We start from the raw sequence: 16,036 nt of genomic DNA, 5'->3' as shown, positions 1-16,036 counted from the left end.
CCCTGGTCCCGCCGACCTCCACAACCCCCTTAGTAACAGACCGTCTTCCCCTGAGAACCATGCGTAGCTAGGCTCCGTCTGACACAACCCGGGGGGAATATGTCAGAAGGGCTTTACGGTTGGCTGCTGGCCGCCGTAGCGGAGTTCGGCCGTCAGTCGAAGACCAAGTTGTCCGGTGGTGGCAGCGAGGAAGCCGCGATCCGTGGGCCTCTCGAAAACTTGCTGCGGGCGGTCGGCGAGCGGCACAACCAGCACGAAGTCACCTGGCACGACGAGTACCGCATCGCGGACCTGGGTGTCCGCCCGGACTACGCCATCCGCGCAGGCGGTGACCTGACGGGCTACATCGAGCTCAAGAAGCCTGCGTTGTCGGTCGATCCGGACACCTTCAACAAGGCGAACCGCGAGCAGTGGGAGAAGCTCCGGAATCTGCCCAACCTGCTCTACTCCAACGGGACAGAATGGCGTCTGTTCCGCGACGGGCGGCAACTCGGCGAGACCGTCCGGTTCGTCGGCACTCTCAGGAATGCGGGAGACCGGCTGGCGCCCGGCGATCCAGCGGCATTCGATGCCCTGTTGAAGCTGTTCCTCAACTGGAAGCCGCCCCGCATCTCCAACGTGTCCCGCTTGGTCCAGCATCTGGCCCCGCTGTGCAGGCTTCTGCGCTCGGCCGTGCTGGAGCAGCTGTCAGCCGAGGCCCGATCGTCTGCCCCCGACGACGACCTGCGAGCCCGGCCGTTCACCGGGCTCAAGAACGAGTGGCGGCGGCTGCTCTTCCCCTCCGCCGACGACGCCACCTTCGCCGACGGCTACGCCCAAGCGGTCACCTTCGCGTTGCTCCTCGCCCGCTCGGAGGGCGTACGCCTGCAAGGGGTCGGGTTACATGATGTCGGCCGCAGTCTCAACGCGGATCACGCGCTCATGGGCCGGGCACTTCAGCTCCTCACCGACAACGTCAACGAGCGTTTCAGCGTGACGCTCGACCTCTTGCAACGGACGATCGCCGAGGTCGACTGGCCCGCGATCAGGGCGGGAAACCGGGATGCCTATCTGCATCTTTATGAACACTTCCTCACCGTGTACGACCCGGAGTTGCGGCAGAAGAGCGGCTCGTACTACACGCCGCACCAGGTGGTGGAAGAAATGGTTCGTCTCACCGAGGACGTGCTGCACACCCGCCTCGGCCAACAGGCCGGGTTCGGTGAGCAGGAGGTACACATCGTGGACCCGGCCATGGGCACGGGCACGTATCTGCACACCATCATCGACCGGGTGGCCGAGCAGGCCGCGGAGCGGTCCGGACCCGCCATGGCGACGGACGCAATCTCGCGCCTCGCCTCGCGTCTCTATGGCTTCGAGTTGCAGATGGGGCCCTTCGCCGTTGCCGAACTACGGACATCGGACCTCCTGAAACGCCACGGGGCAGCTCTACCCGAAGGCGGACTCAGCCTCTTCGTCACCGACACCCTCGACAACCCCTTCGTCGAGGACGAGTACCTGACCCACGACGCGTTGGCCGCCTCCCGGCGCCACGCCAACAGGATCAAGGCCAGCACGCCCGTCAACGTGGTGATCGGCAACCCTCCGTACGACGACAAGGCCGAAAACCGCGGCGGCTGGGTGGAAAAGCGCAGCCACGGCCAGGATGCACCACTGCTGGACGGCTTCCGGCTGCCGGGAAACGGCCGCTACGAGCACGTACTCAAGAACCTGTACGTCTACTTCTGGCGTTGGGCAACCTGGAAGGTGTTCGACGCACACCAGAACGACCGCCACGGCGTGGTCTGCTTCATCGCCCCGTCCGGGTGGACCACGGGTCCGGGCGGACGGGGCATGCGGAGCTACCTGCGCCGGACATGCGACGAGGGCTGGATCATCAATCTCTCGCCCGAAGGCCACCGCGCCGACGTAGCCACCCGCGTCTTCCCCGGCGTCGCCCAGCCTCTCGCCATCTGCGTCTTCGTCCGTCGAGCCGGGGAACCGGCGGAGAAGACCGGCCGTCAGGCGCGGGTGCACTACCGTGCCGTGGTCGGCAGTCGCGACGAGAAGTTCCGGCAGCTGCGTGACATCCGGCTGGACGACGCGGGGTGGAGGGACACACATACCGAGAAGGTCCTCCCTTTCACGCCACTCACGTCATCGGGCTGGCAGGACTTCCCCACCCTCAACGACCTGCTGCCATGGGGCAGTCCCGGAATCAAGACGAACCGTTCCTGGGTCTGCAGCCCCTCGGCGGAGACCCTCAGGCGCAGGTGGGCACGACTGGTGCGCGAGGCCGACCCGGCGGACAAGTCGACGCTGTTCAAGGAGACCCGCGATCGCGACCTGATCAGCAGACGCGAACCACTCCCCGGATTGCCCAGCCGCTCCCGCACAGTCGGAAACGAGACCGACACCCGTCCCGGGCTGGCCCGTGTCTCCCTGCGCAGCTTCGACCGGCAGTGGCTCATCGCCGACAACCGTGTCATCGACTATCCGCGGCCCAGCCTCTGGGCGTCGGTCCACCCCGACCAGCTCTTCCTCAACCAGCAGTCGTCGCACGAGATCGATTCCGGCCCGGCCGTCGTAGCCACCCACCTCATACCAGACACACACCACTTCAACGGCCGCGGCGGCCGGGTCATGCCTCTCCTGCATCCCGACGGCTCACCCAATGTCCCTGCGGGCCTGTTGTCCCTCCTCTCACGCAGTACGGGCACGGGGCCGGTGAGCGCGGCGGACCTTGCCACGTACATCATGGCCGTCACCGCGCACAGTGCCTTCACGGAACACTTCGCGGAGGAACTGCTCACGCCGGGCGTACGTCTGCCGCTGACCCGGGACCCGGAACTGTGGCAACAGGCGACCGCGCTCGGGACGGAGATCCTGTGGGCATCGACATACGGAGAGCGGTGTGCCGATCCGGAAGCCGGGCGTCCCCGTGGCGATGTCCGGTTTCCCGCGCGGGATCCGCGGCAGGTGCGCTACGAGACGAACATCGGCCGCGACGTCCCGGACCGCATCCGGTACGAGGCGGAGACACGGACGCTGTACCTGGGCGGCGGTTCGTTCGCTCCCGTGCCCGAGGCCGTCTGGGAGTACCACGTGGGCGGCATGAAGGTCGTGAACAAGTGGTTCGGGTACCGGAAGGCGAAGCCGACCAGCAAAAGGACGAGCCCGTTGGACGATCTGCACGTGGAGAGCTGGCCGACCGAGTGGACGGAGGAATTGCTCGACCTTCTCTCCGTACTGCGTCGCCTCACCGACCTGGCCACGGTGCAGCGAGACCTTCTCTCCGAGATTCTGGCGGGGCCCCTCTCCACACGTGACGAGCTGTCGGCGGCCGGCGTACTGCTCGGGCGGGAAAGCGACCGGAAGCCACGCCATCACCCTGCCGACACCCTCTTCACGACGGCCCCCACCTCTTAGCAGCCCACCCTGACTCACGCTGTCCGCCGGGGCTCCCGCATGGCGTCGGCGAACGACAGGGAGCCCTCAGCCAGGAGGCGTACGTTCCGTGCGAACCACGGCGCGGAGGGCTCATGGGCTGCCGCGAACCTGGCCACTTCGCTCAGCCGGAGCTCCAACAACTCCTGCAGGCGCCGGTAGTGGAGGGCGACCCCAAGATCGGTTACCACCAGCAGATCGCCGCTGAGTTCGGCCAGCTTCATCCAGGTGAGAAGGGCGGAATCAGCCGGGAACAGCTGCGGGTCGAGACCGCGTGCTGCGGCCGTCGCCGTGCTGTCGGCGCCGTGGGACGGGTCGGTCATGGGGGCGGAGACCAACTCGCCCAAGAGCTGCCACTGCGCAGCCGTGAGGTCCACGTGTGGCAGAGGGGCTGGAGAGTACATGCCGTCATGCCTAGCACATGGAGGCGTCTCGGCCGGCCGAAGCCGGCCGGACGCACAGACTCGGAGCGGCATTCGACCTGGTGTCAGAAGAACACCCCGCACCGCAGCAGCACATTCGCGTACGGCCTCGCCTCCCCCGTGCGGACCACCAGGCGGGCCCTCGCCGTCAGCGCCTTCAACTCGTCGTGCGGGACCAGTTCCAGCCAGGGGAAGTGGGTGTCCAGGAGCGCCGAGGCCGCCGGGTTGGCCTCGCGGGTCTCCTCCGCGGCCGTCGCGCCCTCGACGACCAGTTCGTCGAGCAGGCCGTCCAGTACCTCGGCGAACGACGGGGTGCCCGCGCGGAAGGCCAGGTCGACGACGCGGGGGCCGGAGGGTATCGGCATGCCGGCGTCGCAGACCAGGACGGTGTCGCCGTGGCCGAGTTCGGCCATCGCGCCCGCCAGGTGGCGGTTGAGGATGCCCGACTTCTTCACAGCGCGTCGACCTCCTCCAGCGTCGGGAACGACTCCTGCGCCCCTCGTGCCGTGACCGCCGCCGCGCCCACCCGTACGGCGAAGGCCGCCGCCTCCCGCAGGTCGTCGCCCCGGCCGAGACGCCAGGCGAGGGCCGCCGTGAACGCGTCCCCGGCGCCCGTGGTGTCGACGGCCTCGACCTTCGGGCTGACGAGCTGGTCCAGGGAGCCCGTACGGCTGTCCGCCACCAGGGCCCCGGCGGCGCCCAGGGTGATGACGACCGAGCGCGGGCCGAGCGCGAGCAGGGCCGGAGCCCAGTCGTGCGGCCCCTCCCCCGCGTCCTCACCGAGGATGTACCGCGCCTCGTGCTCGTTGACCACCAGCGGATCACAGGCGGCGAGCACCTCTCCGGGGAGCGGGGCGGGCGGCGACGGGTTGAGGACGAGCCGGGTGTCCGGCCCCCGGCCGCGTACCGTCTCGGCGACCGTGTCGAGCGGGATCTCCAGCTGTACGGAGATGACCCGGGCGGCGGCCAGCAGCGGGGCCGCCGCCCGGACGTCCTCGGGGGTGAGGCGTCCGTTGGCCCCCGGGGAGACCACGATGCTGTTGTCGCCCGAGGGGTCGACGGTGATCAGTGCGACGCCTGTGGGGGCTCCGCCGACCAGAACGCCGTCCGTGTCCACGCCCGCCGCGCGCTGGGTCTCCAGCAGCAGGCGTCCGTGGTCGTCGTCGCCGACCCGGGCGAGCAGGGCCGCCCTGGCGCCGAGGCGGGCGGCGGCCAGCGACTGGTTGGCGCCCTTGCCGCCGGGGTGTACGGCCAGGTCGGAGCCGAGGACCGTCTCCCCGGGCGCGGGGCGGCGCTCGACGCCGATCACCAGGTCGGCGTTGGCCGACCCGACGACCAGCAGGTCGTACCGGTCGTCGGGGGCGTTGTCGTGCATGGGCGTGCTTCCTGCTTTCGTCGGTCGGAACCGGTGGACGGATTCGGTGAGCGCGGCTCAGGAGAAGTCGGCGACATTCTCCCGGGTGACCACCTTGACCGGCACGTTCACCGTGCTCGCGACCTTCTCGTCCTTCGCTGCCTTGACCGCGTTCTGCACGGCGATCTTTCCGAGTTCGGCGGGCTGTTGGGCGACCGACGCGTAGAGCGTGCCGGCCTCGACCGCCTTCAGGCCGTCCGGGGTGCCGTCGAAGCCGACGACCGAGACGGACTTCCCCGCCTTGCTGCCGAGCGCCTTGACCGCGCCGAGCGCCATCTCGTCGTTCTCGGCGAAGACACCGGTCACGCCGGGGTGCGACTGGATCAGGTTCGTCATGACGTCGAGGCCCTTGGTGCGGTCGAAGTCCGCGGGCTGCTTGGCAACCACCTTGATGCCCGGGTAGGCCTTCAGCCCCTCGGCGAAGCCGGCCCCGCGCTCACGGCTGGCGGAGGTGCCCGCCGTGCCCTGGAGGATGACGATGCTGCCCTTGCCGCCGAGCTTGTCGGCCAGTGCGTCGGCCGCGAGCTTGCCGCCCGCCACGTTGTCCGAGGCGACGAGCGTCGCGGTCTCCGCCTTGGTGACGCCCCGGTCGGCGGCGATCACGGGGATGTCCGCCTTGTTGGCGCTGCGGACGCCCGGTCCGACGGCATCCGAGTCCACCGGGTTGACGATGATCGAGGAGACTCCCGAACTGGTGAAGTTCTGGAGCTGGTTGGCCTGTTGGGAGGCGTCGTTCTGGGCGTCGGTGACGGTCAGGTCGATGCCCGCCTTCTCCGCTTCCGCCTGTGCGCCTTCCTTCATCTGCACGAAGAAGGGGTTGTTGAGCGTGGAGAGGGACATGCCGACCCTCTTCGTGCCCCCGGACGAAACGGAGTTGAAGTAGGAGACGGCACCGACGACGAGGGCCACGCAGAGCGCCGCTCCGGCGAACTTGAGCGCGCCCCTGCGGCCCGCACCCGGTGCGCCGGGGGCCGTTCCGGCCGAGGATGCCGCCCCCGAACCTGCCTTGCGGCGCAGTGTGTCGAGCAGGACGGCCAGCGCGATGACGACGCCGATGACGACCTGCTGCCAGAACGCCGACACGGAGAGGAGGTTGAGTCCGTTGCGGAGGACGGCGAGGATCAGCGCGCCGATCAGGGTGCCGGACGCCTTGCCGACACCGCCTGCCAGGCTCGCCCCGCCGATGACGACGGCGGCGATGGCGTCGAGTTCGTACCCCTGGGCGGCCTGCGGCTGGGCGGAGACGAGGCGCGAGGCCAGGACGATGCCCGCGACGGCGGCGAAGAGGCCGGACAGCGCGTAGATGACGATCTTCTGGCGCTTGACGCGGAGTCCGGAGAGCCGGGCCGCCTCCTCGTTGCCTCCGATGGCGTACATCGAGCGGCCGATGAAGGTGCGGCCGAGGATCAGTGCGGTGATCAGGCCCATCGCGATCATTACGAGGACGGGTACGGGGAGCCGGCCGCCCAGGGTGTCACCGAGCCGTGAGACGGAGTCGGGGAAGGCGATCGGGCTGCCCTGCGAGATGACGAGCGAGAGGCCCCGGGCGATCGAGAGCATCGCCAACGTCGCGATGAACGGAGGGAGTTTGCCGTACGAGATCAGGGCACCGTTCACGAAGCCGCAGGCGATGCCGGTGACGATCGCGAGGACGACGGCCAGGACGACGGGGACGCCCGCCGATGTCGCCGACCAGGCGAGGACCGTCGCGGAGAGGGCCGCCACCGAGCCGACGGACAGGTCGATGCCCGCCGAGACGATGACGAACGTGACGCCGAACGCGAGGATGGCGGTGACGGCCGCCTGCACGCCGACGTTGAGCAGGTTCTGGGTGGTGAGGAAGTCGCTGGAGAGCAGCGACATCGCCACCACCAGGACGACCAGGGCGCTCAGCGCTCCGTTGTCGAGCAGGACGCGGCGTATCACGGAGGTGCCCCCTGCGCCCGTGTCGCTCTTGAGTGGCTCAGTGGCCACGGGGGCCCTCCTCTTCGTTCTTCGGTGCGGGGTGTTCGTGGGGCGGCCGGGTGGAGACCGCGAGGGCCATCACCGCGTCCTGGGTGGCTGCGTCGGCGGGGAGTTCCCCGGCGATCCGGCCCTCGGCCATGACGAGGACGCGGTCGCTCATGCCGAGCACCTCGGGCAGATCGCTGGAGATCATCAGAACGGCGTGGCCGGAGGCGGTCAGTTCGTTGATCAGCTGGTAGATCTCGACCTTGGCGCCGACGTCGATGCCCCGCGTGGGCTCGTCGAGGATGAGGACCCGGGTGTCGGCCAGCAGCCATTTGCCGATGACGACCTTCTGCTGGTTGCCGCCGGAGAGGGTGCGCACGTGCTGGCCGATGCCGGACATGCGGACGCCGAGCTGCTGCGCGATGCGGGCGGCGGCGGTGCGCTGGCCCTTCAGGTCGACGAGCCCGGAGCGGGTGGCGGAACGCAGGGTGACCAGGCCCAGGTTCTCCTGCACGGAGGCGTCGAGCACCAGCCCCTGTCCCTTGCGGTCCTCCGGTACGAGGCCTATCCCGGCACTCATGGCGGCGGGGACGTCGTGCCGGGCGAGGCGTTCGCCGCGTACGTCGACGGTGCCCGCGTCGTACGGGTCCGCGCCGAAGACCGCGCGCGCCACCTCCGTACGCCCGGCGCCGACCAGTCCGGCGAGGCCGACGACCTCGCCGGCGTGTACGTCGAAGCTGATGTCGTGGAAGACGCCGTTACGGGTCAGCCCCCGCACGGACAGCAACGCGTCGCCCGTGTCGGGGCGTTCGCGCGGGTACTGCTGCTCGATGCTGCGGCCGACCATGAGCTGGACGAGTTCGTCCTCGGGGGTGGAGGCGGGGACCTGGTCGATGCTGCGGCCGTCGCGCAGGACGGTGACGCGGTCGCCGAGCGCGGCGATCTCTTCGAGGTGGTGGGTGATGAAGACGATCCCGACGCCGTCCTCGCGGAGTTGGCGGACGATCGCGAAGAGCTTGTCGACCTCCTCTGAGGTGAGCACGGCGGTCGGCTCGTCCATGATCAGAACGCGGGCGTCCAGGCTGAGCGCCTTGGCGATCTCCACCATCTGGAGCCGGGCGATGCCCAGTTCACGGACCTTGGCGTCGGGGCGCACGTCGACGCCGACCCTGCGCAGCAGCTCCGCCGCGTCCTGGCGCATCCGACGGTGGTCGACGAGCCCGAAGCGGCGCGGCTGGCGGCCGAGATAGATGTTCTCGGCCACCGTCAGATCGGGGACGAGGTTGAACTCCTGGTAGATGGTGGCGATTCCGAGCCGTTCGGCGTCCTGCGCGCCGTCGATGCGGACCTCGCGGCCCTCAGCGAGGATGCGGCCGTGGTCGGGGCGGTAGGCGCCGGAGAGCATCTTGATGAGGGTGCTCTTGCCCGCGCCGTTCTCACCGAGCAGGACGTGCACTTCACCTCTGCGGAGGTCGAAGTCGACGTTGTCGAGCGCCACGACGCCGGGGAAGGTCTTGCGCAGACCTTCGATGCGCAGCAACTCGTCGGGCGCGGTGGTCGGTTGCTCCTCCGGTGCGGTCACCGGTCGCTCCTCTGGTTCGTTGCGGCCCCGCCGGACGAGCGGCGTACGACGAGGCGGGCGGGCAGGGTGACGGACTGCGGGGTCCGTCCTTCGATCAGGTCGGCCAGCGCGCGCACGGCGGCCCGCGCCAGGTCGGCGGTGGGCTGGGCGATGGCGGTGATCGGCGGATCGGTGTGGACGAACCACGGGATGTCGTCGAAGGCGGCGAGCGCGATGTCGTCGGGAACCCGCAGGCCGTGCGCCCGGATCGCGTCGAGCGCGCCGAGGGCCATCAGGTTGTCGGCGGCGAACACGACCTCGGGCGGCTCGGCCAGGGCGAGGAAGCGCTCGGTGGCCCGGCGGCCGCTGGCCGCCTGGAAGTCCCCCTGGCCGATATAGGCGTCGGGCAGGGCGAGCCCGAGCTCGCGCATCGCGGCCCGGAAGGCCTCGACGCGCTCGTTGCCGGTCGTGGTGGCGGCGGGTCCGGCGATGATGGCGAGCCGGCGGTGGCCGAGCCCGTGCAGATGCGCGACGAGGTCCTTGACCGCACCCGTACCGTCGGCCCGGACGACGGGCACGTCGATGCCGGGGATCCAGCGGTCGACGAAGACCATCGGGGTGCCGCTCAGGGCGACGTCCCGCATCAGCGGGGAGCCCCCGTCGGCGGGCGAGACGAGGAGCCCGTCGATCCTGCGGTCGATGAGCGTGCGGATGTGGTGGTCCTGGAGGTCGGGCCGCTCGTCGGCGTTGCCGATGATGACGCTGTAGCCGAGCGCGCGGGCCTCCTCCTCGACGAAGCGGGCCAGCTCGGTGAAGTACGGGTTGAGCACATCGCTGATGACCAGGCCGAGGGTGCGGGTCTGGGCGGTGCGCAGCGAGCGGGCCACCGCGTTGGGCCGGTAGCCGAGCGCCTCGACGGCGGCGAGGACACGGGTGCGCGCCTCTTCGCTGACGGACGGGTGGCTGTTCAGCACGCGCGAGACCGTGGCGGCGGACACTCCCGCCTCGGCCGCGACATCCTTGATGCTCGCCATGTCCGGACCACCTCCTTGTGGTTTCCGTACACCTCGAAACCCGGTGACCGACCGGTGGTGGACCGGTTCACGACGCCGTGGAATCGATTACACGCATGATTGGAATCGATTACATGGCCGAAATCAAGACCCTCTCCCGTGGCCGAGACCGGATCGTGACGGGAGGGGGTGGTCCGCTTCCGGTTCGCGGGTCACCGGTCGGCCGTTCGCGCAGAAGCCCTGGCCGAAGGCCGGAGGGAGCGCAGCTTGTGGGTCCCGCTCCCCCCACTTCGACGTTCTTGCCGCTGAACTGGCGGAGTTCGACCGCCTTCGTGACCGGGCGGCCCGGCCGCCGGACGGCGAATGACCGGTGCCGTCGTGGGTGGAGTGAGTACGGAGTCCCGCGCGGCTGAGTCATCCGCCTCATGCCCGGCGGCGGGGAGCGGCTGAGGATCAGGGCATGGACTCTCGCACCTGTGGCGCGCTCTACGGACCGGCCCGCATCGCTCCTCCGCCCCGACGCCCCGGTGTGGTGCTGCTTTCCGCGGTGCTGTGGCTGCTCACGTCGCTGTCCGTCTCCTGGCTGTGCGCGCTGGTCGGGATCGCAGCACTGTGGGGCGCGGCGTCGGGTGAGCCGGTCGGCGGCTTCCTGCTGTGCTGCTTCGCGGTCCTGTGCGCCGGCGCGGGCGTGCTCGTCGCGGTCTGCCGGGCACCGGCGGTCCGGCGTATGTCCGGTGATGTGCGCAGCCTGCTGCTGGGAGCGCTGGCCTGCCCGGTTCCTCTGGTCCTGGCGGTGGCCGTGTTCTCCGCCAGGTGACCCGCTCTGCGGCCCGCCGGGCACGCCCCTGCGTGAAAAAGCAGAAAACCCCACGCGAAGTGGGGTTTTCCAGTGGTGTCCGAGGGGGGACTTGAACCCCCACGCCCGATAAAGGGCACTAGCACCTCAAGCTAGCGCGTCTGCCATTCCGCCACCCGGACAAGGTGTCTGTCGTTCGCGGTGTGTTCCCCGCGGCGACATGGAAAACAATACCAGGGGTTCGGCGTGCCCTTCACCCGCATATCCGGTGGTCAGTGCGGTGCGAGCGTCGGCGGGCGGTCGGCCTCCCCGGTCCTCGGAGGTCGCGGGGCTACCTTCGCGTGCATGAGTGATCGCGGCTACCGCCGGCCCCGCCCGCTGTCCCCTCTGCGCGAGCACCTGCGCGACACGTTCTGGTTCGCCCCGACCGTGGGGTTCGTCAGTGTGTTCGTGCTGTGGTTCGCCGCCACCGCGCTCGACGACGCGCTCGTCGGACTGCTCCAGCGGGAGGAGGCGTACGACAAGCTCGGGGATCTCATCGCGTTCTCCCAGGACACGAAGACCGTCGTGACCGTCGTCAGCTCGGCGATGATGACGTTCATCGGTGTCGTCTTCAGCATCTCGCTGGTCGCGGTGCAGATGGCCAGCGGCCAGCTCACCCCCCGGGTGGTGCGGATCTTCGTCCGGAGCCGGATCAGCAAGCTCACGCTGACGGTGTTCCTGGCGACGTTCCTGTTGTCGCTGCTGGTGCTCTCCTCGTACGAGAGCGAGACGGACCCCCGCCGGGTGGTGTCGGTCCCGCTGGTGCAGGGCCTGCTCATGCTGGTGCTCGTCGGGACGAGTCTGGTGCTCTTCGTCGTCTACGTGAGTTCGACGCTGCGGCTGATGCAGGTGTGTCCGGTCGTCGACCGGATCGCGCGGGACTCGTTCCGGGCCCTGGGCGGGATGCCGCGGGGGCCTCGGGGGGACGGCGAGGTGGGGCCCGAGACGGCGCGCGTCGTGTACGAGGGGCGGGCCGGGGTGCTGCGGGATGTGAACACGGCGCGGCTGGTCCGGGCCGCGCGGCGGCAGGGGGTGGTGTTGCGGGTGATCCCCCGTATCGGGGACTTCGTCGTACCGGGGACGCCGATGCTCGCCGTTCACGGCGGGGCCGTGCCGCACCGGCTCCGGCTGCGGCACGCCGTCTCCGTCTCGGTGGAGCGCACCCTGCACCAGGACCTGGGGTTCGGGCTGCGTCAGCTCGCGGACATCGCGCTGCGGGCGCTCTCCACGTCCGTGAACGATCCGACCACCGCTGTGCAGTGCCTGGACCGGATCGTGCAGTTCCTCGCGGCCGTGGCGCGTCTGCCGCTCGGTACGGTCCACCACCGGGACCGGGCCGGGCGGGTGCGGCTCGTGCAGGACGGTCCGGACTGGGACGACCTGGTGGATCTCGCCTTCGAGGAGATCCGCTGGTGTGTCGCCGGCAGCCCTCAGGTCACGCGGCGGCTCATGGCCGGACTCGACGATCTGCTGGTGATCGTTCCCGAGGAGCGGAGGAGGTCTCTGGCCCGGCATCGTGAGCTGCTCGTCCAGACGATGGAGCGGGCGGTTCCGGTGGCCGCCGACCGCGCGTTCGCCCTCCTTCCGGACCGGCAGGGCATCGGGTAGGGGGAGGAACGTGTGCGGTGCTGCCCGGCCCGCCGGGATCTCTCCGGCGGGCCGGGCCTCTCGCGTCAGTCGCCGCAGCGGCCCTCGCGCAGCGAGTGCAGGTGCTCGCTGGACTTGCGGGCGAAGGCGAGCGAGTCGACCGGGTTGTCGTGCTCGGCCTGCCAGTGGTGGTAGGTCCGGCCGTGGTGGGTGCGCTTGGTGACCTTGGACAGGAACGCCTTGTAGTCGATGTCCCCGTCGCCCACGTCCGACATGCGGTAACCGTCACGGGTCGTCTCGTCGCGGACCCCGTCCTTGACGTGGAAGAGGGGGTAGCGGTTCGGGTACTTCAGGACGTACCGCAGCGGGTCGAGCGGGGCCGGGGTGCCGTCCACGCGCTTGCTGAAGCGGAACTGGGCGCAGTACGCCCAGTAGATGTCCATCTCCAGGTAGACGAGGTCCGGGTCGGTCTCGGCGAGCAGGACGTCGTAGAGGCGCACGTTCGGCTGGTCGGTCGCGAAGGAGAACTCCTCCGCGTGGTTGTGCTGGTAGAACTTCATGCCGCGCTTGCGGGCGGCCGCCCCGTACGTGTTGAAGTCCTCGGCCGCCCGCTTCCAGCCGTCCACCGTGGAGCCGTGGCGGAAGGGGCCGGAGGCGGTGCCGATGTGCTTGAGGCCGAGCGCCTGGGCGTCGTCGAGGACCTTCTCCAGGTTCTGGGCGAAGGTGTACGCGCCGGGGTTGTTGTCGTCGTAGTAGCCGACGTGGCTGCCGATCGGGTTGAGTCCGTGGTCCCGGGCCAGCCGCTTGAGCCGGTCCAGGGTGATGGGGCCGGCCGAGCCCTGGGTGTAGCCCGCGAGCTCGATCTCGTCGTAGCCGTACTTCTCCAGTTCGGCGAAGACCGGGGCGAAGCCCAGCGTGGAGATCTGGTCGCGGAGGCTGTAGAGCTGGATGCCGAGGCGGCCGGGGGGCAGGACCGGCTTGCCCTTGCCGTGGCCGTGGCCGTGCCCGTGGCCGTGCCCGTGGCCCTGGCTCCGGTCGGCTGCCTGGGCGCTCGCCGTGCCGATGATCGTGGCGGCGGTCGCTCCGGCGGCGACACCGAGGACGTTGCGGCGGCTCAGTCTGCGGGCGAGTTCGGTGTCCTTGGAGGTGCGGCTCATGTTCGGGTGTCTCCCTTGCTGACCTGACGGGGTGGGTGGTGCGGTGCGTGCGGTGCCGGGTGCGGGACAGGGATGGTCAGTGCAGTCCGGCAAGCTGGAGGAGCAGGGACTTCACTTCGGTGGCCCTGACCCGGTCGGTGAACGCGTGGGGGGTGGAGCAGAGGATGAGCGGACCTTCGTCGTCGCTCTCGGGGAGGCGGCCGTGGCTGCCGCGAACAGGTGAGGGGTCCAGGGGGACGACCGCCATGCGGTAGCGCATGCCGAGCTTCTTGCGGGCGACCGCCGTGACGGCCTTGACCCGGACGTAGGGGTCCTCGGGGTCCATGAAGAGCTCGACGGGGTCGTATCCGGGCTTGCGGTGGATCTCGACGAGCTGGGCGAAGTCGGGGGCGCGCGCGTCGTCGAGCCAGTAGTAGTAGGTGAACCACGCGTCCTTCTCGGCGACGGCCACCAGTTCGCCGGAGCGCGGGTGGTCCAGGTGGTGTGCCTTCTTGCCCTCGTCGTCGAGGAGTTGCTCGATGCCGGGCAGGTCCGCGAGGGCGGCCCGGGCCGCTTCCAGGTCCTCGGGACGGCGTACGTAGACGTGGGCGAGCTGGTGGTCGGCGACGGCGAAGGCCCGGGAGGCCATCGGGTCCAGGTATTCCATGCCGTCCTGGGTGTGGACCTCCAGCAGGCCGGCCCGGCGCAGGGCGCGGTTGATGTCCACGGGTCGGTTCACGCGGGTGATGCCGTATTCGGAGAGGGCGACGACCGTGCGGCCCTGGGCGCGGGCGTCCGCCAGCAGCGGGGCGATCGCCCGGTCGAGGTCGGCGGCGGCCCGGTGGGAGCGGGGGTCGTCGGGGCCGAAGCGCTGGAGGTCGTAGTCCAGGTGCGGCAGATAGCAGAGGGCGAGGTCGGGGGTGCGGGTGGCGATGATGTGGCGGGTGGCGTCGATGATCCACTGGGAGGAGACGAGGTCGGCGCCGGGGCCCCAGAAGTGGAAGAGGGGGAACGTGCCGAGTTTGTCGGTCAGTTCGTCGTGCAGGGCGGGCGGCCGGGTGTAGCAGTCGGGTTCCTTGCGGCCGTCGGCGTAGTAGACGGGGCGCGGGGTGACGGTCCAGTCGGTGTCGGCGCCCATCGCGTACCACCAGCAGATGTTGGCGACCGTGTAGCCGGGGTGGGCGCGGCGGGCGGCGTCCCAGAGTCGGTCGCCCTCGACGAGTCCGTTGTGCTGCCGCCAGAGAAGGACGTCGCCGAGTTCGCGGAAGTACCAGCCGTTGGCGACGATGCCGTGTTCGGCGGGCATCGCACCGGTGAGGAAGGTCGACTGGGCGGCGCAGGTGACGGCGGGCAGCACGGTGGAGAGCGGTGCCTGCGCGCCCCGCTCCCCCAGGCTCCGGAGGTTCGGCATGTGGGCCAGAAGCCGGGGAGTCAGCCCGACCACGTCGAGGACGAGGAGGGGGGTGGGGCCGCCGGTCTGCCGGGGGGTTTCCGGGCCGGGTTCGGGCGCGCTCATGGCAGTTCCTTGAGGCCGAGGTCGACCAGGAGGTCGCGGGCGAGGGTGAGTTCGGCGGCGATGCCGTCGGCGAGCTGGGTGCGGGTGCGGGGCCGGAGTTCCGCGGGCAGCGCCTGCCAGGTGTACGTTTCGACCTCCAGGTGCCGGGTCAGCGGCGCGGGTCCGCCGACGAGCCGGACGAGCGTGTCCCTCAGCACGGGCAGCGTCGAGGTCAGCGGGGGCGCCGGGGGTGCATGCAGCGGTACGTGGAAGTGGGCGCGCCAGGGGGTGGAGTCCGGGAGCGCCCGGCCGGCGACGGCCTCGTCGAGGTCGTCGGTGCCGCGCAGCCCGGCCGCCGTGCTGGTGCGGGTCTGGTGCAGGAAGCGGGGTTCGGCGAACGCGGCGAGTGCGGTGCGGACCTCGGGCAGGTGCGGGTCCTCGGCGTGCAGGGCGGCGGAGAGCTGGGACTTGACGATGCGGACACCGGCGGCGTGCAGGGCGTCGAGCGCGGTCGCGGGGTCCTCGAAGGAGGTGGCGAGGTGGCAGGTGTCGACGCAGATGCCGATGCGGTCGTGGCCGACGTCGGTGAGCGGGGCGATGGCGTCGGTGGTGGTCTCGACCGTGCAGCCCGGTTCCGGTTCGAGGCCGATGCGGATCGACTTGCCCGTCATCTCGGCCAGGGCGTCGAGGCGCTGGGCGAGGGTGGTGAGGGCGGAGCGCGCGGTGCGGGCCGCCTCGGGGTCGCCGTCGTAGGGGGTGCGCCAGGCGAGGGGCAGGGTGGAGATGGTGCCTTCGGTGGCGTCGTCCGGGAGCAGGGCGGCCAGGAGGCGGGCGAGGTCGGTGGTGTGGGCGAGGCGGTCGGGTTCGGTCCAGTCCGGCCGGTAGACCCGGTACTTCACTTCATCGGCGCCGAACCCTTCGTACGGGAAGCCGTTGAGGGTGACCACTTCGAGGCCGCGGCTGTCGAGTTCGGAGCGCAGGGCGCGCAGTTCGGCGGGGTCGTTGATCAGGGTGCGGGCGGCGTCCCGGGCGAGCCAGAGGCCGATGCCGAGCCGGTCCCGGCCGAGTCGGCGGCGGACGGGTTCGCAGTGGTCGCGGAGCTGGGCGCGGACGCCGTCGAGGGATTCGGCGGGGTGGACGTTGGTGCAGTAGGCGAGGTGGACGGTGGAGCCGTCCGGGTGGCGGAAGCGCATG

12 protein-coding genes and 1 tRNA gene are annotated in these 16,036 nt (G+C 70.3%); 3 read left to right on the top strand and 10 right to left on the bottom strand.

The features are described 5' to 3' along the window. The first annotated feature begins 168 nt into the window (after window positions 1-168). A complete protein-coding gene (locus tag IE145_RS24870; RefSeq protein WP_229825797.1) occupies window positions 169-3,408 on the top strand; it encodes a type ISP restriction/modification enzyme in 3,240 nt (1,079 codons plus the stop codon). Window positions 3,409-3,422: 14 nt separating this feature from the next. Here IE145_RS24870 and IE145_RS24865 read toward each other — a convergent pair whose 3' ends face one another. The 6 genes from IE145_RS24865 to IE145_RS24840 all read right to left on the bottom strand — a co-directional run bounded on the left by IE145_RS24865 (window position 3,423) and on the right by IE145_RS24840 (window position 9,807). Then, the gene (locus tag IE145_RS24865; RefSeq protein ID WP_189527681.1) at window positions 3,423-3,803 is read right to left on the bottom strand and encodes a hypothetical protein; all 381 of its coding nucleotides are present in this window, start codon (window positions 3,801-3,803) and stop codon (window positions 3,423-3,425) included. Between the two features lie 110 nt (window positions 3,804-3,913). After that, window positions 3,914-4,303 (bottom strand): D-ribose pyranase, encoded by a 390-nt coding sequence (gene rbsD / locus IE145_RS24860; RefSeq protein WP_189527680.1) that lies wholly within the window; start codon window positions 4,301-4,303, stop codon window positions 3,914-3,916. Continuing rightward, a complete protein-coding gene (locus IE145_RS24855; protein WP_189527679.1) occupies window positions 4,300-5,223 on the bottom strand; it encodes a ribokinase in 924 nt (307 codons plus the stop codon). Before IE145_RS24855 ends, rbsD begins: the two co-directional genes overlap by 4 nt. A gap of 57 nt (window positions 5,224-5,280) precedes the next feature. Beyond that, window positions 5,281-7,236, bottom strand: coding sequence for an ABC transporter permease/substrate-binding protein (locus IE145_RS24850; protein ID WP_189527678.1), 1,956 nt, complete (start codon window positions 7,234-7,236; stop codon window positions 5,281-5,283). Next, window positions 7,226-8,794 (bottom strand): sugar ABC transporter ATP-binding protein, encoded by a 1,569-nt coding sequence (locus IE145_RS24845; RefSeq protein ID WP_189527677.1) that lies wholly within the window; start codon window positions 8,792-8,794, stop codon window positions 7,226-7,228. The genes IE145_RS24850 and IE145_RS24845 overlap by 11 nt, the downstream gene beginning before the upstream one ends. Beyond that, entirely contained in the window at window positions 8,791-9,807 is a 1,017-nt protein-coding gene (locus IE145_RS24840) for a LacI family DNA-binding transcriptional regulator (RefSeq protein ID WP_189527676.1), read from the bottom strand. Before IE145_RS24840 ends, IE145_RS24845 begins: the two co-directional genes overlap by 4 nt. A 439-nt stretch (window positions 9,808-10,246) precedes the next feature. On the opposite strand from IE145_RS24840, the gene IE145_RS24835 reads away from it, so the two are divergent. After that, on the top strand, window positions 10,247-10,603 hold the full coding sequence (locus IE145_RS24835) for a hypothetical protein (RefSeq protein ID WP_189527675.1): 357 nt from the start codon (window positions 10,247-10,249) through the stop codon (window positions 10,601-10,603). Window positions 10,604-10,676: 73 nt separating this feature from the next. Here IE145_RS24835 and IE145_RS24830 read toward each other — a convergent pair. After that, window positions 10,677-10,764 (bottom strand) — tRNA-Leu (locus IE145_RS24830). A 163-nt stretch (window positions 10,765-10,927) separates the two neighbouring features. Between IE145_RS24830 and IE145_RS24825 the strand changes: the two genes are divergently transcribed. Then, window positions 10,928-12,232, top strand: coding sequence for a DUF2254 domain-containing protein (locus IE145_RS24825; protein ID WP_189527674.1), 1,305 nt, complete (start codon window positions 10,928-10,930; stop codon window positions 12,230-12,232). 65 nt (window positions 12,233-12,297) lie between these two features. Here IE145_RS24825 and IE145_RS24820 read toward each other — a convergent pair whose 3' ends face one another. The 3 genes from IE145_RS24820 to eboE all read right to left on the bottom strand — a co-directional run bounded on the left by IE145_RS24820 (window position 12,298) and on the right by eboE (window position 16,035). After that, window positions 12,298-13,368, bottom strand: coding sequence for a sugar phosphate isomerase/epimerase family protein (locus tag IE145_RS24820; protein ID WP_189527673.1), 1,071 nt, complete (start codon window positions 13,366-13,368; stop codon window positions 12,298-12,300). Between the two features lie 76 nt (window positions 13,369-13,444). After that, window positions 13,445-14,863 (bottom strand): alkaline phosphatase family protein, encoded by a 1,419-nt coding sequence (locus IE145_RS24815; protein ID WP_189527672.1) that lies wholly within the window; start codon window positions 14,861-14,863, stop codon window positions 13,445-13,447. Beyond that, on the bottom strand, window positions 14,860-16,035 hold the full coding sequence (gene eboE, locus IE145_RS24810) for a metabolite traffic protein EboE (protein WP_189527671.1): 1,176 nt from the start codon (window positions 16,033-16,035) through the stop codon (window positions 14,860-14,862). Before eboE ends, IE145_RS24815 begins: the two co-directional genes overlap by 4 nt. Between the last annotated feature and the right edge of the window lies 1 nt (window position 16,036).

It is taken from the genome of Streptomyces sindenensis (assembly GCF_014649035.1).
Lineage (GTDB): Bacteria > Actinomycetota > Actinomycetes > Streptomycetales > Streptomycetaceae > Streptomyces > Streptomyces sindenensis.
The sequence above is the reverse complement of the archived record's forward strand: the minus strand, read 5'-3'. Positions and strand labels throughout refer to the sequence as shown.